The sequence below is a fragment of the Niallia sp. WK069_GA_01 genome, assembly GCF_983173855.1.
Genome location: NZ_OZ470138.1, coordinates 2,446,054 through 2,470,914, shown reverse-complemented (window position 1 = coordinate 2,470,914; position 24,861 = coordinate 2,446,054). Strand labels below are relative to the sequence as shown.

Below are 24,861 nucleotides of genomic sequence, written 5' to 3'. Positions count from 1 at the left end.
TCCCGCAGCCAGCATACACTTCGCTTTCCTGCGGGCGAGCGTCGAGCCTCCTCGCTGCGCTGCGGGGTCTCATCTTTCTCGCATTCCCGCGGGAGTCTGCGTGTATGCTGGCTGCTCTCTGCCTCAATCTTTGGCCATAAAACAAAAATAGAAGGCTGCTTTTTTTTGCTGTATTATGACTGCTAAAGAACTAATTTCCTCATTTTTTCTTTGTGAGTTTTTTCTCTATTTATTTTGAATGTTTGAAAATACTTATTCCCTTCACTAATATCATCTATCTTGAGGGAGTTTACATTCTGTCGGAGTGATTTGCATAAAGGCTTGTATACTTGGTTGTCTTAATGAACGTCCTTCTGGCCACTCTATATAATTCACTTTAACTGTTAAAACTGGCTTCAGCCATTGGACTTTTTTTATGCTCTCAGGCTGGTTAACAAATGGTTTATTTTGAATTTTTACTGGTTCTATTATCTCTGTGAACTTTCTCCAATCTTCATTTGTTAGCTTGCCTGTTCCTACATTTCCAATATACCAAAACTGCTTTTGCTGATCATATAGACCGAGTAGCATAGAATTAACAATGCCAGAACGGTAAGTGACGCCACCAATTACAGCAATTACATCTTTATAATTTTTAATTTTTTTCCAATCTGAATTTTTACCATTAATTATGTATTTACTATGCAGATTTTTGCATATAATTCCTTCCATATTTCGTTGCTGCACGACTTTAAATAATGTATGTCCTTCTTGTTCGACAGGAACAACCTGAATTCGAGAAGTAGGTTTCACTATACGAGAAAGAAGCTGTAAGCGTTCACGAAGAGGCTGATTGTTTACCCATTCTCCATTATAATAAATAACATCAAAAACCATGTAATAGATGGTTACTTCTTGCATAACTTCCTTCACTCTTTTTACATTGCGCAGCCCATCTCTTCTCATTACTTCATGAAAGGAGGGATTGCCATTATGATCAAGCGCAATTATTTCCCCATCTAAAATAACTGACTTCGCTTTACAATAAGCTGAAAAATCAGCAAGCTCTGGATAATGATAAGTTCGTTCATTCAACTTGCGATTAAAAAGGCTTAATTTTTTCCCATCATAATAAGTAAGAATCCGCACGCCATCCCATTTTATTTGACTAATCCATTCATCCCCTAAAGGGATATCTACTGCCATTATAGGTTCAAATGGCTTGATCGGTTCGATTTCCATATACAGCTCCTTTTATTACAATACTTTACATAGTTAAACTAATAAGTTTAGTATTTTCCTTAATTGAAAAATATATGATTATTACCTATCAAATCTAATTATCTAAAGTAAACACAGCAAAGGAGTAGTTTTCACCTATCCCAAAACGCAGGCACACTTTTTAAGGAGAAAGCTCTGTTAAGTCCGTAACAAGAATACACTTCGCTTTCCACAAGTGAATATAGAAAAAAAGGGAAGGTTAAACCTAAAGTTTATTTTGGCGCACGAAAGCCAGCTTCTACCGCTTCTTCTTCCGTACAAAACATAACTTCCGCTTTCGTTTGTTTGTACCATCTAGAGTCAGGGGTATGATAAATTTTGGCTGAAGACGTAATATTCCCTTTAATTTTACATGCTTTTGAAGTGTCTGTATTTTTACTTGTTTTTTCTTTTGAATGTATTAATTCTTTATGAAAACCGTCTTCTTGAGCATAATTTTCTACTTGCCAAATTCCAACACTTTTTTCCTGTGCTTCTTTTTGTATATCCGTAAATAAATCGACATACCGAGTATTAGGTGCGTAAATATATGCTACCCTCGCCAAGCCTTTTTGCAGCAATTGTTTTTGAATCATTTCACCATCTGCATATACATATGCCAACAAACGGCCATATTTATCTCGGTTTTGTCCGATATCAAACTCAAGCTCTAATGTTTCAGCATCTTCAACAACTTTTTTGGTAAACGCTTTAGCTTCTTTTCCATAAGGCTGTTCCCCTAAGCGAGGGTGGGACGTTTCTGGAGTATCTACTAATAGAAAACGAACATTTTCTTTCTCTCCTTTATACATAACAGATATAGTATCTCCGTCTATTGCCTTATCAAGCTTCACCGCTACCTTGTTATCATTCGTGTCTGCTGCTAATGAACACCCAGCAAGCACCACAAAAAGCAGCATAAACCACACACATAATTTAATTTTTTTCATCAGACATACCTTCTTTCCCTTACTAACCATTTATAAGAAAAGCGTAAGCGCCTTGTTCAACCCCGAAGAAAAATGTTCTCCTGACTCAAAAAGTGCTTTTTACTTTTAGAGGCAGGAGGCAATACTCACTGGGGTTAGGTGCTGAAGCTAGACAATAGAAAAGCGCAAGCGCCTTGTTTAGCCCCGAAGAAAAATGTTCTCCTGACTCAAAAAGTACTTTTTACTTTTAGAGGCAGGAGGCAATACTCACTGGGGTTAGGCGCTGAAGCTAGACAGACTTCACAATTAATGATTTTAAACTTTTTTATCTTTCAACAAGCTCAGTTGCTTTTTCGCAAAAGATTCTATTCAAAAAAATAATCACCTAAATCAATCTAAGCCTTCAGCCGCATATAAACTGAGAATCAAGGCATGATTGAAAAGGTGATCTTTTAAAAATTTTTATTAAAGAATGGTTCAAAAAGTCCGGTAAAAGGGACACGTCGAATTTATTCGTCGCCTTACCTTTCGCTTCACAAGTATTTAACTAGAAGATTTTAACTAAAAACGATCACGTCCTCTGAGCAACGTTGAAGTCACCACACCCTATGAAAGGCCGATGTTCAAAGTTAAGCTGCCTCGAACTTCTTGGTTCTTTTTTATCCTCTTTTTTGAACACACACTTAAACTAAATTTTCTTGTAAGTATTGCTGTGCATTTTGTTGAAGTTTTGCATATTGAGCGGCTTCTTCTTCTAATACTTCCTTTTTCAACACAGTGAAATTCGATGATTTATCTAACTCAACTTCCACTTCCGCCTGATAAACATAGGTGGCATTGCCAATTAGATCTATCCGATATTTCCCATCCGTTTCATGTACAAAACAACGCACTTTCCCACCATTGTTATAAACATCAATATATTCACCTGCTTGATTAAAGCCATTTAAGATGGAAACAAGAGAAGAAGCAGACATGGCTGTTCCACAGGCATTTGTAAAACCTACCCCTCTTTCAAACGTTCTAACATAAATGCTTCCTTTTTCTAAAATATAGACAAAGCTTACATTTACTCCATCTGTAAATAAATCGTTTGGACCATTTACAAAGGTACTTAATGTTTCTTGCAAAGATGAATCAATTTGCTCTTTATTTACAATAGAAATAAGATGTGGATTTGGAACTGCTACTGCAGTAAAGGTTAACTCTTCATTTAATACCGGCAGTTTTTCATTTACTAATGTTGATTGCTCAATATGTAAAGGTAAATCTTTCACATCAAAAGATACAGGTGAAATCTCTACTAAATAAGTTGGAATCTCTGGAAAAATCTCTTTTTCCCTTTTGACTTCTAGATTTGCTTTCATTGTTTCAATGACCGCTTCTTCCACCTTTAATAATTCACAAACATAACGTGCTACACAACGAATGCCATTTCCGCACATTGAAGCTTCTGAGCCATCTGCATTAAACACTCGCATTTTCGCATGTGCTTTATTACTTGGAAGAACAAATAATATGCCATCCGCTCCAAGAGATGTTTCTCTATTACAAAATGATTGCGCAAGCAGGGCACGCTGTTTTTCAGAAAAGTTATAAGGATTTGAAATCTCATCTATGATTAAAAAATCATTTCCACTACCATGACATTTTGTTAGTTTTATATTCATTTTTATTCCTCCACCATTTTTGCATTATCTTTTTCATTTTACTGTTCCAAACACAATCCTGCAATTATTTCCTTATTGATTATTGAAAACAGCCTATTTTTCGCGTGAAATGATAGATGCTTTTTATGTTTACGACAATATAAATAGTCCCTTCCTTTGTTGCCAAACCAAATATCCCTCAGATAATTATTTCTGAAGGATGGTTTATAGCGATTAAAAAACACACTTACTATTCTGTTGTCATTGTTTAGCTTCCATCAGCCTTTTCGCCCAGCTCACAGACTCTTTATACACATGGAATAATTCTTTTTCTTCGATATTTAATTCCTGACAGCTTTTACTCAACTTTGCCCAATCCGCTTTTTCAACAGCAAGAACGACATTCAGCACTTTTCTTTGAATATTTCTTTTCCCCATCAATGCCTCAGTAATCGTGTCATCTAAAGGAACTTGTTTTAAAATAGTATTCATTGGTAAATTTAATATGCTGTCCATTAATGAAAACATTCCTGTTAAAAAATGACCAGATAGATTCGTTCCAACAGGCATAAGCTTAGCTACCAATTCGCACATTCTCGCCCTAATTAAACAAAGTGTCATTATCTCGTGGGAGATTCCATTTTGAGAGTTTCTTTCTCGAACAGCTAACACATAAAGCCACTTTTGCAGTTCCATTAAGCCAAGCAAAACGATTGCTTGTCTTATGCTAGTAATTCGATGCTTTAATCCAAAACCAATAGTATTAATCAGTTTCAGCAGTTTGTATGATAAGGAAACATCTTGTTCGATTAAATCTGAAATAACGTCAATTTTTGGATCTTTAGAAGAAATGGATTCAATAATATTAAAATATGCATGAAAATACGTTGGTACATCATGTGTTGAAATAATAAACGGTTTTGAAAAAAAATACCCTTGAAATAAATCATATCCTAAACGTTTCGCTTTTTCATAAGCTTCTTTTGTTTCAAGCTTTTCTGCAAGTTTAATAATATTTAATGGCGCTACAAGATTTTCTAATTCTGTTCTTACTGATTCCGTTGTATTCAAAAAATCGATTTTAACGATATCCGCAAGCAATAACAACTCATATGCATACGCATTACTTTTATCAAAGATATAATCATCTAATACAATTTTATACCCTAGACCTTTTAACTCTTTGCAAATATCAATTATTCTCTGACTTGGTTCTACTGTCTCTAAAATTTCTATCACAATATCTCTCGGCTGAAAATACGTTGGCAGTTTTAACTCTAATAGATTTTCAGTAAAATTAATAAAACAAGGTTTTCCTTGAGCTAACTTTTCGATGCCAATATTTAAAAAGCTGTTGATAATAACATCTGCTGTTGCCTGATCTCCATCTATATTTGGAAAAACATTTATTTCATTATTTCGATATAAAAGTTCATAGCCATATACTTCTTCCACTCTATTAAACAGCGGTTGTCTTGCCACAAAAACTTCCATTTCTTTCCCTCCGCCATTTTTATGCTTTTCTTCTTAATTTCTTTGATATCTGAAAAGAGGCTCTCTCGTAATAAGTCCGCAGTCACATTTAGAAAACATCAAAAAAAAGACGCATTCTTATTCGACTTTTGATGGAATGTCGAATAAGAAATAGGCTTTAAGTTGACTACCACTTTACTGTTAGAGAACAAAATCAATATTATTTTAAAAAAGATTAGCAAATAAAAAAGATAGAGCTATTTTATCACATAAGCCCTACCTTTTTCCAATTAATGTGTATATTGAAGCACAAAGTTTATTAAAAACAGAGTGGATATGAAATACAATGGTATGGAAACTTCTTTCGCTTTTCCAAGTGCAATTTTTAAAATAGGATATAAAATGAATCCAATTGCCATTCCATCTGCAATACTATACGTAAAGGGAATCATCGCAATGATAAAAAAGCTTGGAAAACTTTCACTTAAATCCATTAAATCTAAATTACGAATATTCTGCAGCATTAATCCGCCTATAATGATTAATATTGGTGCAATAGCACTGTTTGGTATTAGTTTTATAACTGGTATAAAAAAACCAGAACATATAAATAATACCCCAGCAGTAATCGTTGTTAATCCCGTTTTTCCTCCTGCAGTCATACTTGCAGTGCTTTCAACTGTTGCTACGGTCGGACTGCTTCCAATAAAACTTGATAAAAAAACAGAGATGGCATTTGCTTGAAATGCTCTTTTAAAACGATCGGGTTTATTAATATAAGCTACATGGTTATGAACCAAACCAATATTCTCAAAAACCAACACTAATGTTAACGAAAATACGGCAACCCAAAAAGGAATAGCAAACAGTTTTTCAAAAGATAACTGACCAAATACATTCCAATATTGATCAAAATGAACCGTATCCCCTTTTGCTTGTCCCACATCTAATATACCAAATAACCAAGCTATTAAAGTACCAACGATAATGGTAATCAGGAAATTTCCTTTTACATTGCGTAAAAAAAGAATAATGCTTATTAAAAAGGTTAGTACTGTTGCTAAAACATGCGGATCATGAAAGGAGCCTAATGAGATTAACGAATTGGTTCCCCTCTCTACAACTCCACCTTTTTCAAGACCGATCAACATAAGAAATAAGCCTAATCCAACCGTAATAGACTCTTTTAATGACGATGGAATCGATTTGCTTACAATCCCTGCAAGTTTCGTAAACGCAACAAGCATAAACAATATTCCCGCAACAAAAACGACCGCTAAGGCTTCTTGCCATCTTAACCCCATTGATTGAACCATCGTATACGAAAATAAAGCATTAATCCCCATTCCTGGTACTAATAATACCGGAACATTTCCTAAAAAGCCCATTAAGAAACAACCAACAACAGATGTGATAATGGTTGCAATAATCGCTGCTTCTAGAGGAATGCCTGCTTCAGCTAATATAAGAGAATTTATTGCAACTATATATACAACGGTAAAAAAACCAATCGTTCCTGCAAAAAATTCTCCTTTCACTGTTGCTTGACTTTCCTGTAAGTGAAAATATTTATTCATAATTTTATTCATTTTTTTAACCTGCGTTTAATAGCCCTCTCCCTACCCGCATCACCTTTACTGAATTTATTTTTCTACAAAAACAATAAAGGGAGCCACAAACAAATATATTATCATATTTCCATATGTCTGCCAATCTTTTTTCACAAAAGAAAAAGCTGGAACATAAGTATTCCAGCCGAAGATAAACCCAAACCATGATACGAAGATGTAAAAAATTTCGTATCATAGTTTGGGTTTTTATTCATGTAAAAAAGAAGGTTTGTGGAAATCACCTGCAGCCTGCATACACTTCGCTTTCCGCGGGGTGGGATCTGAGCCTCCTCGGCGTTGCCTTGCGGGGTCTCAGCCTTCCCACATTTCCCGCAGGAGTCTTCGCACCCTCCGTTACAAGCAACTTGTTTTAGAATAAGTTCTTGTCTTCGAATATCATGACAAGGTATGATAGCTAAACACTAGTAGCGTTGATTTTTTATGTTATTATTCAACGTTGTTCTACCAAAATATGCCGTTTTTAGTCTATTCTATAAGATAGATGTTTTCACCAGTTCAACGACTGCAACTAATGGATCAAACGGCTTGATTGAAGCGGATATGCGAGACTCCTGTGGGTTAGCGGGTTAGATGAGACCCCGCAGGAGCTTGCGTGAGGAGGCTCATCGCACGCCCCATGGTAAGCGAGCATCCTGAAACGAGAATCTTGCCCCTATTTATAAGGAGTAATGTTTGCAAACAAACAACAAAAAGATTAATTAATCACCCTTTTCTAATTGCTCTAAACCAAGTTATAGCAATACATGAAGAAGAATTTATAACTGCGAAGTTTGAGTTAACTCTATGAAAAAACAGAAATAACCAGTATAGGGAAGTAACCATTTACGTGCTAAATTAGAGCATGTTCATCTTTACCTATTAACTATTAAGTTATGTCTCTGCCTCTTTCAAAGTATCAAAAAAATATTCTCCATTAGCCTGCCATTTTGCAGTCGTCCTTTTTCAATACTTATAAAGATGCTTACTTAAACTGTTTATATAGATTACCCATTTCGATTGCGCCAACTGCAGCTTCCCATCCCTTATTTCCAGCTTTTGTTCCAGCACGTTCAATCGCCTGTTCAATCGTTTCTGTTGTAAGAACACCAAATATAATGGGAACTCCTGAAGAAAGGGAAGAACTTGCCACACCTTTTGATACTTCACTGCTTACATAATCGAAATGTGGTGTTGCTCCTCGAATCACCGTTCCCAATGTAATCACTGCATCAAATTCATTCGAGTCGGCAAATTTTTTCGAAGCTAATGGTATTTCAAACACACCAGGCACCCAAACCACTGAAATATTTGCTTCTTCTACGCCATGTCTTTTTAATGCATCTTCTGCACCAGCTAATAATCTTGTTGTTATAAATTCATTAAATCTTGAAACAACAATAGCTATTTTTAAATCACTGCCAATTAGGTTACCTTCGTATGTTTTGATCATTTTGTCGTCTCCTCTTTTGTGATTGATTTTTTTATATATTCTATTAGCCCTTCAATTGTAATCATTTTTATATCAAAACGTTTTGACACTTGTGTTAACTCTGGCACTCTTGCCATCGTTCCATCCTCATTTAATATTTCACAGATAATTCCTGCAGGGTAGCTTCCAGCTAACTCTGCTAAATCAACAGCAGCTTCCGTGTGTCCATTACGCTCTAGCACACCACCTGCTTTTGCAATTAACGGAAAAACATGCCCAGGTCTAGTAAAATCTTGCGCCTTTACTCCCTTTTCAACCATCTTTTTTATTGTAAAAGCTCGTTCAAACGCGCTGATTCCTGTTGTTGTTTCTTTATGATCAACACTGACAGTAAATGCAGTTCCACGAGGATCATTGTTGACAGCAACCATCGGCGCAAGCTCCAACTGGACAGCTAACTCTTTTTTAATCGGCACACAGATTAATCCTCTGCCCTCTTTTGCCATAAAATTTATCATTTCTGGAGTTGCCATATCGGCTAATCCGATAAAGTCACCCTCATTTTCTCTATCTTCATCATCACAAACAATGATTACTTTTCCCTTTTTCAAATCAGCTACAGCTTCTTCAATGGAATGAAACATCTAAACACACCCTTCCCTCTTAGAGGTTGTTCAAAAAGTCCGGTAAAAATGACACATCGAATTTCTTCGTTGTCTTACTTTTCCGCTTCTCACGTATCCATACCATACGTTCCGATGCTCAAAGTTACGACGCCTCGAACTTCTCGGTCCTTTTTATCCTCCTTTTTGAACACGCACTCTTAATAAAATCCATTATTTTTTAAAAATTCAGGAGTAATCTTACTTTTATCTTCTTTTTGATTATTTTTATTCATAAAAGAATAAAAATATTTAGCCATCATATCAAACTCCAGATTTACTAAATCCCCCACTCGTTTCGTGCCAATGATAGATAGGCTTGCTGTATGAGGGATAATAGAAACAGTGAAGGAATGATCCCGTTTGTGAAAAATAGTTAAACTCGTCCCATCAATGGAAACAGATCCTTTTTCTATCAAAAGATGAGCATATTTATTAGGAACCTCTATTTCGATTACGATGCTATTCTCCACCTGTTTCTTATGTAAAATGACTGCTGTACAATCTACATGCCCTGTCACAAAATGCCCGCCGAACCTGCCATTTGCTTGCATTGCCCGTTCTAAGTTAACAATATTGCCATCTTTTAATACATGCAAAGTAGTTTGTTGAAATGTTTCTGGCATCACATCTAATGTAAAGAATGTTTGATTAAAAGAAGTTACGGTTAAACAAACTCCATTCACTGCAATACTGTCACCCAAATGCAAATCAGTCATAATGACAGAGGCTTGAATGGTTAAGGTTAGAGAATGTCCACTTTTGGTAATTTTTTTCACTATTCCTTTTTCTTCAATAATTCCAGTAAACAAAAAACACCCTCCTTCTTCAGAAAAAATTTTAAAAACAGAAAAAATAAACAGCAACTTCGAAGTGTAATTGGGGATAGTATGGGATGAGTGGGCAACAGGAACAGCTATAGTTAGGTCTATACACTCTCTTTTATTGAATAACTCGAATAATTCTGTTTTTTCATCACTCAACAAATTCACAATAGAACTGCAGCTGTTAAAATAGATAGTACACATATACTCTTTTAAAATTCAGCTAATTTAACCTATTTTGCCCAATGAATACGATAAAATGCAAAAAACCCGTATATTGAATATACGGGAAATTCTATAACAAAAAAACGGTAGGAAATTTCAAATTTTTGAATTTTAAAGAACTGCTTGTCTCCCAATCAAAAAATCCTTTTATTGGAAATAGATAGCTAAATTCATATAGTTCAAAAAAATGATACGTTTTCCGTCCATTTTATACAGGTAAACTCATTTACAGCTGTTTCGTTATGCCTTCTCCCATCCAGACTTTACTGTCGGCTTTGGTTTCTCACCAAATCCACCGCCTTATATTCCTATAAGCCGGGTCACGGGCTTAGAGTATTTCACTCATCACCGCCGGTTGGGAATTTCACCCTACCCCGAAGGCGATCATATAAATATGATCCTTTACTATTTAATTATTTTTTATAATACTCGAAAGAAAGGATGAAAGCAATCAAAAATATTTGGTTGCTTGTAACTTTTTTCGTGTTTAATCGTATCAGTAGTACAAACTTATAATTAAGTTATTTTTTTATAAAGGAGCAAATTATGGAAAGCACATCCTACTTACAAAGTGAATTAACCACTATTCATAAATGGGAAAAAGACCAAAGTGGCTTATGGTTTTGGGAAAAGCTCAGCCGTTTACCATTTAAATTATTGGATAAATGGACTCCTGCTTTTATTCAAAATAAAATTGGACAGCTGTTAGATGAAATGGGAAACTATATTCAAAGCGGCGGAAAATTATTAAGCAATATATCTTCTGTTAAAAAATATTATCAGCATCTTTCCATTGAATCATTAGAAGAAGTAAAAGGTATACCACTTGTTGAAATGCATAAAGCAGTAAAAAAACTCACAAAAAACAGAAAAAAATTAGCAACTATTCAAGGTGCCAGCACAGGTGTCGGCGGTTTTTTAACATTAGGTCTTGATATCCCTTTACTATTATCCATGCAGATAAAATTATTGCAGGATATTGCAATATGTCACGGTTATAATCCCAATGACAAAAAAGAAAGAATTTTCATTGTGAAATGTTTACAATTTGTCTCTGCTGATATTGTTGGCAAAAAAACGATCCTGGCACAATTAGGTCATTATGATCAAAACAAGGAACAAGTACAAAGAGAAGTTATTTCGGAAATGCAAGGATGGCGAGAAGTCGTGTATGCATATAGAGACTCTTTTGGATGGAAAAAGCTTTTTCAAATGGTGCCCGTATTCGGCATTATATTTGGTGCATTTTCCAATCGTTCAAGTATAGAGGCAATCGCCGAAACAGCAGAAATGTTCTATCGCAAAAGACGAATAATGGAACGGCTAGAAATGAAAGGAACACGAGAGTAGGATTCTTTTTACCGAGCCTGAGACATAACTAAATAGATAATAGGTAAAGACGAACATGCTCTAATTTAGCACGTAAATGATTACTTCCCTATACTGGTTATTTATGTTTTTTTATAGAGTTAACTCAAACTTAGCAGTTATAAATTCTTCTTCATGTATTGCTATAACTTGGTTTAGAGCAATGAGAAAAGGATGATTGATTAATCTTGCAAACATTATTCCTTATAAATAGGGGCTTTCTTTCCGCTTCAGGATGCTCGCTTTCCGTGGGGCGTGCGATGAGCCTCCTCGGCGCTGCGCCTGCTTAGGTCTCATCTAACCCGCTAATCCCACAGGAGTCTCGCACCTTACACTCCAATCAAGCCGTTTTGCTCCATTAGTTGCTGTTGTTGAACTGGTGAAAACATCCATCTGATAGAATAGACTAAAAGCTGCACATTTTGGGAGAACAACGTTGAAGAATAACATAAAAAAATCAACGCTACTATGGTTTAGCAATAATACCTTGTCATGAAATTCGAAGACAAGAACTTATTCTAAAACAGGTTGCTTGTAACGGAGGGTGCGAAGACTCCTGCGGGAAATGTGGGAAGGCTAAAGACCCCGCAAGACAACGCCGAGGAGGCTCAAGCATAGCCCCACGGAAAGCGAAGTGTATGCAGGCTGCGGGTGATTACCACAAACCTTCTTTTTACATAAATAAAAAATCCAAACCATGATACGAAATAGTTTTTACCTCTTCGTATCATGGTTCGAGTTTATCTTCGGCTGGAATACTTATGTCCTAGCCTCTTTTTTTATGACAAAAAATGAAACTTACTCTCTAAACAATACGTCCAATTAAATACTAATGATCTTTATAGGCATATATTTTCGTTAGCAATGCATACAGGTGGATTATTTCCTTGTTTGCTGCTGAATGATTGATCGTTAATAATGGTAGATTAGGATTCATAAATCGATTGCTCCATTCTTTCGGCATCCAGCCTTTTTTGAGAGTGGCCAGTTCGATTCCAGTAATATTTTCAAAGTGATAATCAGTAAAAGCCAAGCTTCTTTTCATAATGATTTTGTTTTTTTCGTAAACAAATTCTGTTTTTGCTGCCTTTTCTGTTTTTTGTTCAATGATTTTACTAATCCTTTTTCCTTCCTTGTTTTTTATTTCGATACTATTTCCTTTTATAGTGAAAATGTATTGAAGCATTTGATGGCTATTATAAAAGCCATAACTTTTTGGATAAAGCTTATCAACAAAATAAGGAAGATACCAGCGTAGCAGCTGAAATTTTTCATCTTTTATTTCACCAACAACTATGCCATCTGCATCAAAAATCAGCATTCTTAAACTTGGAGCCGGAAGAAATGTTAGTACAACTGTTTTTTTTTGCAACAATGACCTTTCTTCCCTTGCCAATATAGCATTTTCCATTTTACTAGAGTATTTTTGGTGGATATAATAGCTGCAAAATGAAATGGTACTGTAAATAAAAAAGGGTAGCAAATACCAAAAGTACACACTATCCATATGAATTTTTATAAAAAATACCGTGAGAAATAAAATGGGTATACAACTTATTAAACTAGCATTTAAAGATGAGACAGCGGATTGTTTATAATATTTTTGAATATCCATCATATAATTCTCCTTACAAAAAGAGTTCAAATTCTATGCTTGTAAAAGTCATGGCTTTTCTCTAAAAGCTTATAATAGTTATTCTATTAAATAAAAAGGAAATCTATGAATAATTGGAGGAAGATTTTTTGAAAAAGTTTTTTTATCTATTACTTCTATTGGTAATCATTGTATTGATTTTTTCAAGCTACTATTATATTCAAATAAAAAAAACCGCCGCGAAAAAACCACCAGAAGATATTCCGTATATAATTGTGTTAGGCGCAAAAGTAAATGGAGAAACATTATCTAAAGCATTACGCTTTCGAGCAGATAAAGCCTTCGATTATTGGGAAAAAAATCAACATTCTAAAATAGTAGTTACTGGCGGGCAAGGAAAAGGAGAAGCTATAACGGAGGCTTCTGCGCTAAAAAATTATTTTTTAGAAAAAGGAGTAAAAGAAGAAAATATTTTATTAGAAGATACTTCCACTACAACGTATGAGAATATTCAATTCTCTAAAAAGCTTTATGATATAAATGAAGCAGTTATCGTTAGTAATGACTTCCACCTTTTTCGTGCAGTTACCATTGCCAGAAAAGAAGGAATTAAAGCCTATTCATTGGCAGCAGCAACTCCGATTTACTACAAACCAACCTTGTATATGCGTGAATATGCAGCCATTGTGAAAATGAAACTAAAAGGATATTAAAAATAAACCTATTAATATAAGGACATTTTCGTAAAAATTGTTGCTTTTGAATTCGCAGCCTAAATACACTTCACTTTCCATTGGCGAGCAAAGAAAAGCGCGTGGCGTCCTTACTCATCGACAGAATAAGCTGAGGTTCACAGAATGTGGATCACAAAATGAAGATATAGAGATGCGGTATTCTTAATTTGTTTATCTTAAGTGAGATAAAGGATAGCGAAAACACTTGAATTTAGTAGGATAAAATAGTGTAGGGATATGGAAGTTATAAGTTCATCGTAAATAATTGCATTTTATAACGAATGGGCAAGCACATTAATTAGACAAGTGAATACGATTATTAGAAAAAAGAAATGAGGTAGATGACCTAATGAATCCGTACTACCAAATGTCTTATCCCTATAGATATAGTAATGAAGGGCCGTATTTTCGTGTTGATTTTTCAGCTTTAATTGGCACTTTCTTTACGATACCAAAAGCAATTACTTTACCAACTGGTGCGATACTCCCTGCCAATACTCGTGTTTTTATCCACACTGTAACGTTTCTTCCTTCTGGAGAACAGTCGGTGACTATTGTTTTCCCAATGCAACAGGGCGGTGTTTGTATAGCTGGCAGTACTACGCTGAATGCAAGTCAAATTTCTGGAAGTCCTGTTCAAACATTTCGACCTTATTGAATAAGTGTTGATTCTTCCCTGCTATGTTTTGAAGGAGATTGGTTTGTACTAGAATAAACCCGTTCTTATAAAAATAAGAACGGGTTTATCTCACTCGAATAGTCCGCAGTCAGAATACACTTCGCTTTCCATGGGGCGAGCGGTGAGCCTCCTCGGAGTAAACTCGAGGCCACTGAAAAACCTATTGTTTTTCTTTTAGTAATTTACGATAGAAAAAAAAGAAAGCTTTTTGTCAAAAATTTGACAGAAAACTTTCTTTTTTTGCCTATTTTCTTTCGTATTCTTTTCTATTTGTTGTCTTTTTCTTGCATTAATTTGATTATTCGTTTGAGATTGGTAGCGAATATCGCTGTCGCTCCTTGAATTTGCATACCAAATAAACCCGAGGAGGAGGCTGTTTCATACCCGTGTCTGTGTTTTAGTTCACTATTTTTCGCTTCAATCTTATAGCGAGTTTTCGCTAGTTCTTTGAATTTTTCCGTACCTTGAAATTCCTCCTGTTCTTTATGTTCCGTTGATTTGATGGTCACAGAATAGGACTTACTTTTCGCTCCTTCTTTATAACATCCTTCACGAAAAGGACAAACTTTACATTTTTCAATATCAAAAAGGTACTTGATTCGAGGGTTTTTATCTTGATTCTTTCGCTCATCATATTTTTTTTGAATAGCCATATGACCTGCATTGCAGACATACATTCCCGCATCTTTGTTAAAGGAAAATTCTTCTTCTTTTGTCCTTGCTCCATGGGTAATATGAGGATGTAATTTAGAAACAAGTTCCAGCTCATTTTCTTTCGTATAGCGAATATTATCTTTCTCGGAGTAAGCTGCATCCCCGATAACTGTATCTATTTTCATTCCTGTCTCTTTACTTTTCTTTATTAACTCTTGAAGATATTTTCCATCGCTTTTTTCGCCTGTTGTCACTACTGCCGCTGTTATAATTCGCTCATCACTCATCGCGATATGTGTTTTATATCCAAAGAAAGAAGAATCCTCTGATTTATGCCCCACACGTGCATCTGGATCCGTTGAAAAATGTAGTTGTTCTGTATAATCTTCCACCACTTCTTTTAGCACATTCAGTTTCTCTTTAACGGCAGGGATGGAAGCGACTTGTGGTTCGGATTCCACAACAGAAATGATGTCTTTACAGTAATCCAACTCCTCTTTTACTTCATTAGAAGTTGTTTTCTGCGGGAATTTTTCTTTGATGGATTCGTCTATTTGATAGACGGCTTTTCGGACATTTTTGGATTTTTCTTGTAAAAATTCTTTCGGTGACTTTTGATTATAACGCGCTTTTGTATGGGTAGCATCTACAATAATGGTTTTACTTTTCATGATTTCTTTCTCCAATGCAATCTCCACTGTCTTGCCGATTAGCATATCTAATAAACTCACGTCTTGAAGACGGAGTTTACGAAATTTCGTTAACGAGCTTGGATCAATGACGGCATCTTCTGGTGCCATATCGAGAAAGAATTTAAACGACATATCGTACCGAGAACGTTCCACTACATCTACATCGGACAAATCAAAAATTGATTTTAGAAGGAGATACTTGAACATACGGATCGGCGGCTCGGCATGGCGACCATTTACCAGACAATATTTTGTCTTTAATTCTTCGAGAACGAATGAGAAATCCACTAGCTCATTTATTTGGCGAAGCATATTATCCTTTGGAACAACGAAATCATAAATAGATAAAAACGGACTAAGTGTGAAAGATTCTTGATTGGAAATCATTTTATATACCACCTACATACATTTGATCTCTTCATTATAAAACAAAAGGAAGTCAAAAGGTCATTTAGAATGAACTTTTGACTTCCTAAGTAAAAAAAAGGACTTTTTCAGTGGCCTCGTAAACTCCTGCGGGGTCTCACCTGTCTCGCAATTCCCATAGGAGTCTTCGTGTATTCTGACTGCTCCCTGCTTCAACTAACAAAAACTTAGGGATACTGCTTCTTTCCATGTGACATGTTGCAAAGTTTGGTTTGCATGAATGTCTGAATGTCTACCTTGAAAATAGGAGCATTTAAAAATTGAATAAATACTCCATGTTCTGTGGCAACGTTGATTCCTCGCATCATTTGAAGCCTGTGGCAATGCTGATTATCTTTGGAGGATGCGAGCCTTTATTTCTTCTCAAAGCACATATTCCAAACGTACTAATATCTTATTTAATAAAACGAAATACAAATGGAATGCGGTATTCTTTTCCATCATATGCTTTGATAGCTGCGATAATCGTAAAGATAAACATCAGCAATCCAGCTACAGCACCTGTAAGAACCCCTATAAGAATAATTGCTAATATTCCGCTTATTACAAGATAAATGGTATAAGAAATCATGAAATTAAAATATTCTTTTCCGTGTGCATCTACAAATGCTGAATCTCTTTTTAACATCCAAATAATTAATGGTCCAACTATTGCGGTAAAAAAACTAGTGACATAAATAAGCATTGCAAATAATTTTTCATCATTGCTTACATTTTTTGAATAATCCATTGTAATCCTCCAATATTTTAGTTAGTAGCGGTTGTGTTTATTATTAGGACAAATAATTAAATCTTGTTTATCTATACGGATTGATTTAGAAAATGTTTCATCTCATAAGAAATATTTCTTTCTTACAGAAACGTCATGTATACTAATAATGACATCTTAAATAGGACAAATGATGTTGGAAAAATAAACGGGAGAGATTATTTTGAGTGAACTTGTTGCAACTATTTTTGAGTTTTTATCTTCACTAGGCTATTTTGGCATTGCCCTTGGTTTGATGATTGAAATTATTCCAAGTGAGATCGTTTTAAGCTATGGAGGCTATCTAATTCATTTAGGAGAGATTAATTTTGCAGGTGCTTTAATAGCTGGAGTTATTGGTGGTACTTTAGCACAGCTTTTTATTTATTGGATCGGCTATTATGGTGGACGACCATTTATTGACCGCTATGGAAAATACATATTTATCAAAAAAGAACATGTGGATGCTTCAGAAGCTTGGTTCTTAAAATATGGAACGGGCATGATCTTTTTAGCAAGGTTTATTCCTGTAGTTAGACATGCCATCAGCATCCCGGCAGGTATTGCTAGAATGCCAGTTAGCCAGTTTCTTCTATACACCACTGCTGCCATTATTCCTTGGTCTGTTCTCTTTTTATTGCTAGGAATAAAGCTTGGAGATCACTGGGATAATATCGAAACATTTGCCAAACCATATTTAACACCAATTATCGTCATTGCTGCCGTTGCAATTGTTCTTTATTTTTTGTTTCAATTCCGCAAAAAGAAATAAAGAAAATCAAACAAATATTTTACAAAAAATTAATAAAAACCTATTTTCATTTCAAACAAAATTTTGTAATATAAAGATAGTTAATTACTATTATAAAATAACATAATTAGCAGTTGTTGATAAAATTCAACTCCTGTTCAACAGGTAGTATACTTCTTATGAAGAATAGGAATGGTGCTGCCTGTTCTGTGCGAAATTTAATATGGGAAGGCAAATGGTGCGCCACCTCAATGGTTCTAGTGGGTTCGATTCCCACCCCGAAATTTTTTAGAACGATATAAAAAATTTCGAGGGTGGACTTTCCTTTTTGTGTTAAAGAAAAACTGCCCTCATTAGTCGGAAATGGAGGGTTTTTTATGCTAAAAAAACGGGATCTTGAAGAATGTCAACTATTATATGAATTAATGACGCATCCAGATGTGTTTCCATATGTTCGTCAAAAAGCTAATTCTTATGAAGAATATCTTTTTTTAACAAAACAAACGATTGAAGCAGAAGAAAAAGGTGAATTAATTTCTCGCACCATTCTTGACGAATGGCAAAATCCAATCGGCACCATTAACTTATATGATATTAATGAAAATATCGGTTTTTTAGGAACTTGGCTAGGTAAGCCTTATCATGGAAAAGGCTATAATAAACAAGCAAAAGAACAATTTTTTTCAGAGATTTTTTATCTGCTCCAGATAGAATCAGTCTTAATGAGAATTAAAGATCATAATATTCGATCCCAAAAAGCAGCGGAAAAATTGCCGTATGTTGTTTCTGCTAATGAAACAAGAAAAGCTTTATTAGAAAAATTAAATTCACCGGGTATAAATTATCATTTATATGAAATATCAAAAGATTTATATACCCTTCATACTATGCGATCCCAAAGCGTTGATATCACAATAGACCGATTAGAGGCTTAAGAAATAGAAAGTTAGCATGAAAAAAAACTCTCTCAATCAGTCCGTAGCCGGAATACACTTCGCTTCGTGTGAGGTTACTTGATCAGAGTAAATTCCTATGTGGTGTCGCCTGTCTCGCTCTGACTGCTCCTGCTTCACCTTCGAAAAAAAACTTATGAGTACCGCTTTATTTCATGCGCTATATTGCGAATTTATTAGCATGGGATTCTATCTTAAAAAGATTTGCACTGCGTTATCCTAAACGTATTTGCAAATCTTTTTTTATTTAACATTGCCGTCATAGGATTTTTTACAAGAAAGTCATACTTCCTTTGTTTGAAAATATATATAAGAGGACAACTATTCTATAAGAAGGAATGATTTTTTTGATTGAATATTTACATAATCATGATTGGGCAAGCCTTTGCCTCTCCTTTTTCCTCTTTTTAAGCTGCTTGCTGTTCAGAAAGTGGTTTACTGCTTATTTCTTTAAATTATTATATTCTTATGCACAAAAGAAAAAAATAACAACCATCAGCACTACTTTTACCGCTATTGAAAAACCAGTTCACTGTGTATTTATTGTTATCGGCTTGCAATTGGCATTTAAATTTTTTCCGTACGAAATCATTTCCTCTTCATGGGAAAATCAAGTAGTCCGTTCCAGCTTTATTGCCGTTATTACATGGGGGTTGTTTAATTTAAGCAGTATTATCACCCTCCTATTTCCTAAGTTGATGACTAAATTAGATATAAGTGTAGATAAAATGATTATTCCCTTTGTGACAAAATTATTTAAAACGCTTGTTTTGATGTTAGGATTTAGCATTATTGCACAAGAATGGGGATTTAATATAAACGGTTTTATCGCAGGGCTCGGTCTTGGTGGGCTTGCTTTCGCATTAGCAGCAAAGGAAACAGTTAGTAATTTATTTGGCGGGATAGTTCTTGTTACGGAAAAACCATTTACAATTGGTGATTGGATAAAGACGCCGAGTGTTGAAGGAACGGTGGAGGATATCACCTTTAGAAGCACAAGAATTCGGACATTTGCACAAGCTCTTGTTACTGTACCAAATTCTACTCTCGCAAATGAACCCATTATAAACTGGTCAAAGATGGGAAAAAGACAAGTTTCCTTCTATTTAACGATTACACAACAAACGACAAAAGAAAAACTGCAAAAGGTTGTGGAGTGTATCAAAACTTTGTTGCACTCCCATCCAGATGTTCATCCTGAAACAATCTTAGTTGCTTTTGAGCGGTTTAGTGAGAATAGTTTTGATATCTATATCTACTACTTTACTAAAATTACGACATTTTCAGAATATCTAACAACGAAGGAAGATATTAACTATAAAATGATGGAGATATTGCAAACAGAAGGAATCGATTTTTCCATTCCACAAGGTACTGTTGTTATAAAGCAAGATCATGAAATTTCGACAAAACAAGAAAATCAGTCCATGTACTCCCATGGATAATTACTTGCTCATCTAAGCCATGCAAATCAAAAATACTCCTCTTTCTTTTCGAATATATGATATAATACGTTCGTTACCGAATAGAAAGAGGACATTAAAATGAAGAAAACGCATACAACAAAACAAAAATTACAGCAATTATTTATCATTTTATTACCGGTTCTAGTTACGCAGGTCGGCATGTTTGGATTAACTTTTGTGGATACGATTATGGCCGGTCATTACAGCCCAATCGATCTTGCTGGCGTTGCGGTAGGAAGCTCCTTATGGACGCCTATTTATACAGGTTTAACTGGCATCTTGTTAGCAATCCCTCCTATCGTTTCCCAGCTAATTGGAAAGAAGGAAGAAGAAAACGTTCGTTTCTCTGTTGTACAAGCTGCTTATTTAGCAGTTGGAATGGGGATTTTGCTTATTATTATTGGTTACTTTACTTTGGATCCTATATTAAATAGGATGGGCTTAGAGAAAGACGTACAACAAATTGCCTTTCATTATTTATTTGCATTAAGCTTCGGGATCATTCCTATCTTTTTGTATTTTGCGCTTCGTTCCTTTATCGACGCCCTTGGGCAAACACAAGTCACCATGTTTATTACGTTGTCTGCTATTCCAATCAATGTTGCATTGAATTATCTATTTATAAATGGTATATGGATTTTCCCTGAACTCGGAGGCGTTGGAACAGGTATTGCAACAAGTATTACGTATTGGATTATGCTATTGATAGCATTGCATATTATCCATCACCAGCAGCCATTCGCTTCCTTTAACCTATTAAAAAAACTGCAGCCATTGTCTTGGACAAAATGGAAAGAAATATTAACAATTGGTATTCCAATTGGTTTCTCAATTTTTTTCGAAACAAGTATTTTCAGTGCTGTTACAATTTTGATGAGCAATTATAATACAATTACCATCGCTGCCCATCAATCTGCTATTAATTTCGCTTCCCTTCTTTATATGATTCCACTTAGTATTTCAACTGCTCTTACTATTCTTGTCGGATTTGAAGTAGGTGGAAATCGTTTACGAGATGCCAAAATTTATAGTTGGATGGGAGTCAGTATAGCTGTTGTTATTGCCTTTATTAGCGGCATTATTTTATTCACATTTCGAACAGAGATTGCCAGTATTTATACAAATGATAAAGAAGTGCTGCAATTAACCGCTCATTTTCTTATCTATGCCATATTCTTTCAACTTTCTGATGCTATCCAAGCGCCTATTCAAGGGGCATTACGAGGATATAAGGATGTAAACAGTACTCTCATAATGAGCTTCATATCCTATTGGATCATTGGTCTGCCATTAGGCTATTGGCTTGCTCATCATTCAAACCTAGGTCCATATGGTTATTGGATAGGACTTATAGCTGGCCTTGCAACAGGTGCTGCCTTTCTTGCAAGCAGATTGTATTATATAGAAAAAAAACGATTTGTCTTAAAAATGATTTGACACATTAATATAACTTGAAAGAAGCTGGGACATAAGTATTCCATCCGAAGATAAACCCGAACCATAATACGAAGAGAGGTAAAAAATATTTCGTATCATGGTTTGGGTTTTTATTATGTAAAAAAGAAGGTTTGTGGTAATTACCCGCAGCCTGCATACACTTCGCTTTCCGTGAGGCGTGCGATGCGACTCACCTACTATATATAGAATTTCAAAGATATTTATCAGCTGTTTATAGACAATGATTCAATATTTTTTCAAAAACAATCAGTTTTTCAGTGGCCTCGCTTGCGCCTACTGGGTCTCATCTAACCCGCTAATCCCACAGGAGTCTCACATATCCGCTTCAATCAAGCCGTTTGATTCATTAGTTGCTGTCGTTGAACTAGTGAAAACATCCATCTTATAGAAATAGACTAAAAATGCAAATTTTAGGAAAACAACGTTGAATAATAAACATAAAAAATCCACGCTACTAGTATTTAGTCATCATACCTTGTCATGAAATTCGAAGACAAGAACTTATTCTAAAACAGGTATTTTATTGTTCTTAAGCCGAGTAATATTAAGACTTGCAAACGAATTTGTTAGAGAATGTTCGTCTTTACCTATTATCTATTTAGTTATGTCTCATCCTCTTTTTTCTCCTTGATTTCCCCTTCTCTAGAAGCAAAAAATTTATTGTTCATTTTTCGAAAGCTACACGTTTGTTTATGTATTATAATGGTCCCATATTACTATGAAAGGAGGAATCAATATGATTAAAATAAAAGAGAAATTCGTCCGTCTACATAAGAAAACTGGGTTGAAAAATCCTCAATTGATTCAAGAAATAGCGGTAACAATAAGAGTTCCTACTAAGAGGATTATTCATAATAATAATGGAAGGTCCTCTATTTAGGAGTTTCAAAAATTAGTTATAGTCCGTCCATTTATGTAAACTAAAAAAAATACTTCATCTGGTTTGCATAGCTATTTACCAAAAATAATTTTCAGAGTTTTATTACTTTATATACTAGCAGAAGGAGATCTGAACATAGAAATGATTATTTCAGAACAACAACAAAAAGAATTTTATCAGGCTTTGATAGATAAGAATCCTGAATATGAAGGTACATTTTTTGCAGGAATAAAAACAACAGGAATTTTTTGCCACTCAACATGTAAAGCTAAAAAACCTAAATTTGTGAATTGCGAATTTTTTTTAACAGCTCAGGAAGCACTTTTGTCTGGATATAGACCGTGTAAACGTTGTAATCCTCTACATTATCCTAATGAGATTCCTGAAGAAATTGCGACTCTTGTTGCAGCAGTAGAAAAAGATCCTGCAAAAAGATGGAAAGAATCCGACTTTAAAGAACTAGGAATTCATTCTGCAACCGCTCGAAGGCGCTTTAAAGAAGTTTATGGAATGACATTTGTTCAATACGCAAGATCAAGGAGAATGGGAATCGCCTTTAAAGAAATTTTGAAAGGAAAAAAAGTAATTGATCAACAATTGGCAACTGGGTACGAGTCAGCAAGCGCTTTTACTGATGCCTTCACAAAAATCATGGGGAATTCTCCTCAAAAAGCTAATATTTTGCTATTATATGCAAACATAATAGCAACTCCTATAGGTAGAATGATAAGTTTATCTACAGAAAAATACTTGTTTCTTTTAGAATTTATCGACAGAAGAGGACTTGAAAGAGAAATTGAAAAAATTAGAAAAAAACATAACGCTCGTGTAATTTCTGGACAGACCCCAATTAATGAGAAATTAGCATATGAACTGAATCTGTATTTCTCCAATAAACTAGATTCATTTTCAGTTCCTCTTTTTCTGGATGGCACAGAATTTCAAAAAAAGGTTTGGAATGAATTGAAAAAAATTCCGCTGGGACAAGTGAGTACCTATCAAACTATCGCTAATAATTTAGGGGATTTAAAATATGTTAGAGCGGTAGGTAACGCAAATGGCGCCAATCAAATTTCCATCTTAATCCCTTGTCATAGAGTTATTAAATCAAACGGGGATTTAGGAGGATATGGTGGAGGTGTGACAAGAAAAAAATATTTGTTAGATCTTGAAAACTTCCTACATAGCGAAAACCTTAATTAAAAAAACTCTATTAGTCTATATAGATTTGATCTAAATTACCTACTTAGATTGCCATTTCACCAAATTCTATGGGGATTGGCAGTTTATTTCAGAAGAAACACAAAAAGATCAACACGGTTTAGGCTCTTATGAATAGGATAGAAAGAACGAAAAATAATACTTCGCAATTGAAACGGAAAGGATGAATTTCCAATGTTCCCATGGAATTTATTCCCTTTTAATAAAGATACAAAATCAAAACTGAATACGATGAAACCTGGAGATATACAACACTATGTACAAGAGATGATGGACAAATTAATGCCAGATTCCTTGCAAAAGATGGACCCTCAAGATATGGTCAAAAACATGTCTCAAATGAAAAATCCTGGACAAATGAATCCAACAGAACACAAGAAAAAATTAGATTATATGGTATTTGAAACACATCACCATTGTTATATACGCATTCCCATAATAGAAGAAGAATGGCTGAAAACAATAAAAATTTATTTCACGTCTTATCAGGTCATCATTGAACATATTCCTAACCAAGAAGATAAACATACTATTTCTCTTCCAACAACAGTTAGAAAAAAAGGGTCGACCGCTAACTATAAAGACCATATCTTAGAAATAAAAATGCAAAAAAATAATGAGGTACAATATTCAGAAATAGATGTGTCTGAAATTAATTGAAGAATTATCTTTTGTCTAATTTGAGATTTTTTTGGAGGAAGATAAAGATGAGTTTTGAGAATTTAAAGAAAATCTATGAATTTTCCGAACAGTATTCCAATCAAAATTACTGGGAAAAGTTATTTCAGCATCAAGGATTGACACAGTTAAATTTAGCTGATCACGCATCCATCACAAGCAATAATCGTTTTCCTGCATGTGATTCTTATGTAAAAAACAATAAACTTTTCATTGAAGTAGAGCTTCCGGGAATAGATATGAACAATGTATCCATCAAAATGGAAGATGGTAACACTTTAATCATAAGCGGCGAATATGCTTCACTTCAAGAAAATTGTGCTTATTATTTGAAAGAAAGACAAAATCGACATTTTCTAAAAAAAATATTCATCCCTTTTCCAATAATAGAAAAGGATAGGAAAACCCATTTTACAAACGGGCTTCTTACTATACATTTTCCTATCCACTAACAAAGCAACTGTTAAAAAGGATCATTCCCTTTCTAAATCGAAAGGGTAATGATGTATATTTTTCAGT

At 34.7% G+C, this 24,861-nt stretch carries 21 protein-coding genes, 1 pseudogene and 1 riboswitch; of the genes and pseudogenes, 11 read left to right on the top strand and 11 right to left on the bottom strand.

Annotation, left to right across the window (positions count from 1 at the left end):
• Positions 1 to 270: 270 nt before the first annotated feature.
• The 8 genes and pseudogenes from AC5LWL_RS11840 to ribE all read right to left on the bottom strand — a co-directional run bounded on the left by AC5LWL_RS11840 (position 271) and on the right by ribE (position 9,803).
• Positions 271 to 1,221: an ATP-dependent DNA ligase gene (locus AC5LWL_RS11840; protein ID WP_493434477.1), complete on the bottom strand. Its 951-nt coding sequence runs from the start codon at positions 1,219 to 1,221 to the stop codon at positions 271 to 273.
• 251 nt (positions 1,222 to 1,472) lie between these two features.
• The gene (locus AC5LWL_RS11835) at positions 1,473 to 2,189 is read right to left on the bottom strand and encodes a thermonuclease family protein (RefSeq protein WP_493434476.1); all 717 of its coding nucleotides are present in this window, start codon (positions 2,187 to 2,189) and stop codon (positions 1,473 to 1,475) included.
• 662 nt (positions 2,190 to 2,851) lie between these two features.
• Positions 2,852 to 3,838: a diaminopimelate epimerase gene (gene dapF / locus AC5LWL_RS11830; RefSeq protein WP_493434475.1), complete on the bottom strand. Its 987-nt coding sequence runs from the start codon at positions 3,836 to 3,838 to the stop codon at positions 2,852 to 2,854.
• A 240-nt stretch (positions 3,839 to 4,078) separates the two neighbouring features.
• Positions 4,079 to 5,311 carry an EAL and HDOD domain-containing protein gene (locus AC5LWL_RS11825; RefSeq protein ID WP_493434474.1) on the bottom strand — a complete coding sequence of 411 codons (1,233 nt, stop codon included), beginning with the start codon at positions 5,309 to 5,311 and terminating at the stop codon, positions 4,079 to 4,081.
• A gap of 269 nt (positions 5,312 to 5,580) precedes the next feature.
• A complete protein-coding gene (locus AC5LWL_RS11820) occupies positions 5,581 to 6,879 on the bottom strand; it encodes an NCS2 family permease (RefSeq protein ID WP_493434473.1) in 1,299 nt (432 codons plus the stop codon).
• Between the two features lie 1,003 nt (positions 6,880 to 7,882).
• Positions 7,883 to 8,350 (bottom strand): 6,7-dimethyl-8-ribityllumazine synthase, encoded by a 468-nt coding sequence (gene ribH / locus AC5LWL_RS11815; RefSeq protein WP_493434472.1) that lies wholly within the window; start codon positions 8,348 to 8,350, stop codon positions 7,883 to 7,885.
• Positions 8,351 to 8,358: 8 nt separating this feature from the next.
• Positions 8,359 to 8,973: pseudogene (gene ribB, locus AC5LWL_RS11810) on the bottom strand (3,4-dihydroxy-2-butanone-4-phosphate synthase); the annotation flags it as partial.
• A gap of 179 nt (positions 8,974 to 9,152) precedes the next feature.
• Positions 9,153 to 9,803, bottom strand: coding sequence for a riboflavin synthase (ribE, locus tag AC5LWL_RS11805; protein ID WP_493434471.1), 651 nt, complete (start codon positions 9,801 to 9,803; stop codon positions 9,153 to 9,155).
• A 477-nt stretch (positions 9,804 to 10,280) separates the two neighbouring features.
• Positions 10,281 to 10,426, bottom strand: a riboswitch (FMN riboswitch).
• A gap of 160 nt (positions 10,427 to 10,586) precedes the next feature.
• Here ribE and AC5LWL_RS11800 point away from each other — a divergent pair.
• Complete coding sequence (locus AC5LWL_RS11800; protein ID WP_493434470.1) at positions 10,587 to 11,390, top strand: EcsC family protein; 804 nt, start codon at positions 10,587 to 10,589, stop codon at positions 11,388 to 11,390.
• An 847-nt stretch (positions 11,391 to 12,237) separates the two neighbouring features.
• On the opposite strand, the gene AC5LWL_RS11795 is transcribed toward AC5LWL_RS11800, so the two are convergent.
• The gene (locus AC5LWL_RS11795) at positions 12,238 to 13,026 is read right to left on the bottom strand and encodes a hypothetical protein (RefSeq protein ID WP_493434469.1); all 789 of its coding nucleotides are present in this window, start codon (positions 13,024 to 13,026) and stop codon (positions 12,238 to 12,240) included.
• A gap of 125 nt (positions 13,027 to 13,151) precedes the next feature.
• Here AC5LWL_RS11795 and AC5LWL_RS11790 point away from each other — a divergent pair, with 125 nt between their 5' ends.
• Positions 13,152 to 13,715: a YdcF family protein gene (locus AC5LWL_RS11790; RefSeq protein WP_493434468.1), complete on the top strand. Its 564-nt coding sequence runs from the start codon at positions 13,152 to 13,154 to the stop codon at positions 13,713 to 13,715.
• Between the two features lie 370 nt (positions 13,716 to 14,085).
• A complete protein-coding gene (locus tag AC5LWL_RS11785; RefSeq protein WP_493434467.1) occupies positions 14,086 to 14,394 on the top strand; it encodes a hypothetical protein in 309 nt (102 codons plus the stop codon).
• A 287-nt stretch (positions 14,395 to 14,681) separates the two neighbouring features.
• On the opposite strand, the gene AC5LWL_RS11780 is transcribed toward AC5LWL_RS11785, so the two are convergent.
• Together AC5LWL_RS11780 and AC5LWL_RS11775 are read right to left on the bottom strand one after the other, a co-directional pair.
• Positions 14,682 to 16,148: an IS1182 family transposase gene (locus AC5LWL_RS11780; protein ID WP_493434466.1), complete on the bottom strand. Its 1,467-nt coding sequence runs from the start codon at positions 16,146 to 16,148 to the stop codon at positions 14,682 to 14,684.
• Positions 16,149 to 16,581: 433 nt separating this feature from the next.
• The gene (locus AC5LWL_RS11775; protein WP_493434465.1) at positions 16,582 to 16,917 is read right to left on the bottom strand and encodes a DUF4870 domain-containing protein; all 336 of its coding nucleotides are present in this window, start codon (positions 16,915 to 16,917) and stop codon (positions 16,582 to 16,584) included.
• Between the two features lie 202 nt (positions 16,918 to 17,119).
• On the opposite strand from AC5LWL_RS11775, the gene uptA reads away from it, so the two are divergent.
• The 8 genes from uptA (at position 17,120) to AC5LWL_RS11735 (ending at position 24,794) form a co-directional block, all read left to right on the top strand.
• Positions 17,120 to 17,707 carry an undecaprenyl phosphate transporter UptA gene (uptA, locus tag AC5LWL_RS11770; RefSeq protein WP_493434464.1) on the top strand — a complete coding sequence of 196 codons (588 nt, stop codon included), beginning with the start codon at positions 17,120 to 17,122 and terminating at the stop codon, positions 17,705 to 17,707.
• A 356-nt stretch (positions 17,708 to 18,063) separates the two neighbouring features.
• Positions 18,064 to 18,621 carry a GNAT family N-acetyltransferase gene (locus AC5LWL_RS11765; RefSeq protein WP_493434463.1) on the top strand — a complete coding sequence of 186 codons (558 nt, stop codon included), beginning with the start codon at positions 18,064 to 18,066 and terminating at the stop codon, positions 18,619 to 18,621.
• Positions 18,622 to 18,977: 356 nt separating this feature from the next.
• Positions 18,978 to 20,084, top strand: coding sequence for a mechanosensitive ion channel family protein (locus tag AC5LWL_RS11760; RefSeq protein WP_493434462.1), 1,107 nt, complete (start codon positions 18,978 to 18,980; stop codon positions 20,082 to 20,084).
• Positions 20,085 to 20,183: 99 nt separating this feature from the next.
• Positions 20,184 to 21,542, top strand: coding sequence for an MATE family efflux transporter (locus tag AC5LWL_RS11755; protein ID WP_493434461.1), 1,359 nt, complete (start codon positions 20,184 to 20,186; stop codon positions 21,540 to 21,542).
• Positions 21,543 to 22,299: 757 nt separating this feature from the next.
• Positions 22,300 to 22,443: a hypothetical protein gene (locus tag AC5LWL_RS11750; protein WP_493434460.1), complete on the top strand. Its 144-nt coding sequence runs from the start codon at positions 22,300 to 22,302 to the stop codon at positions 22,441 to 22,443.
• A gap of 141 nt (positions 22,444 to 22,584) precedes the next feature.
• On the top strand, positions 22,585 to 23,646 hold the full coding sequence (locus tag AC5LWL_RS11745; RefSeq protein ID WP_493434459.1) for a bifunctional transcriptional activator/DNA repair enzyme AdaA: 1,062 nt from the start codon (positions 22,585 to 22,587) through the stop codon (positions 23,644 to 23,646).
• A 192-nt stretch (positions 23,647 to 23,838) separates the two neighbouring features.
• Complete coding sequence (locus AC5LWL_RS11740) at positions 23,839 to 24,324, top strand: Hsp20/alpha crystallin family protein (RefSeq protein WP_493434458.1); 486 nt, start codon at positions 23,839 to 23,841, stop codon at positions 24,322 to 24,324.
• Between the two features lie 47 nt (positions 24,325 to 24,371).
• Entirely contained in the window at positions 24,372 to 24,794 is a 423-nt protein-coding gene (locus AC5LWL_RS11735; RefSeq protein ID WP_493434457.1) for an Hsp20/alpha crystallin family protein, read from the top strand.
• Positions 24,795 to 24,861 lie beyond the last annotated feature (67 nt).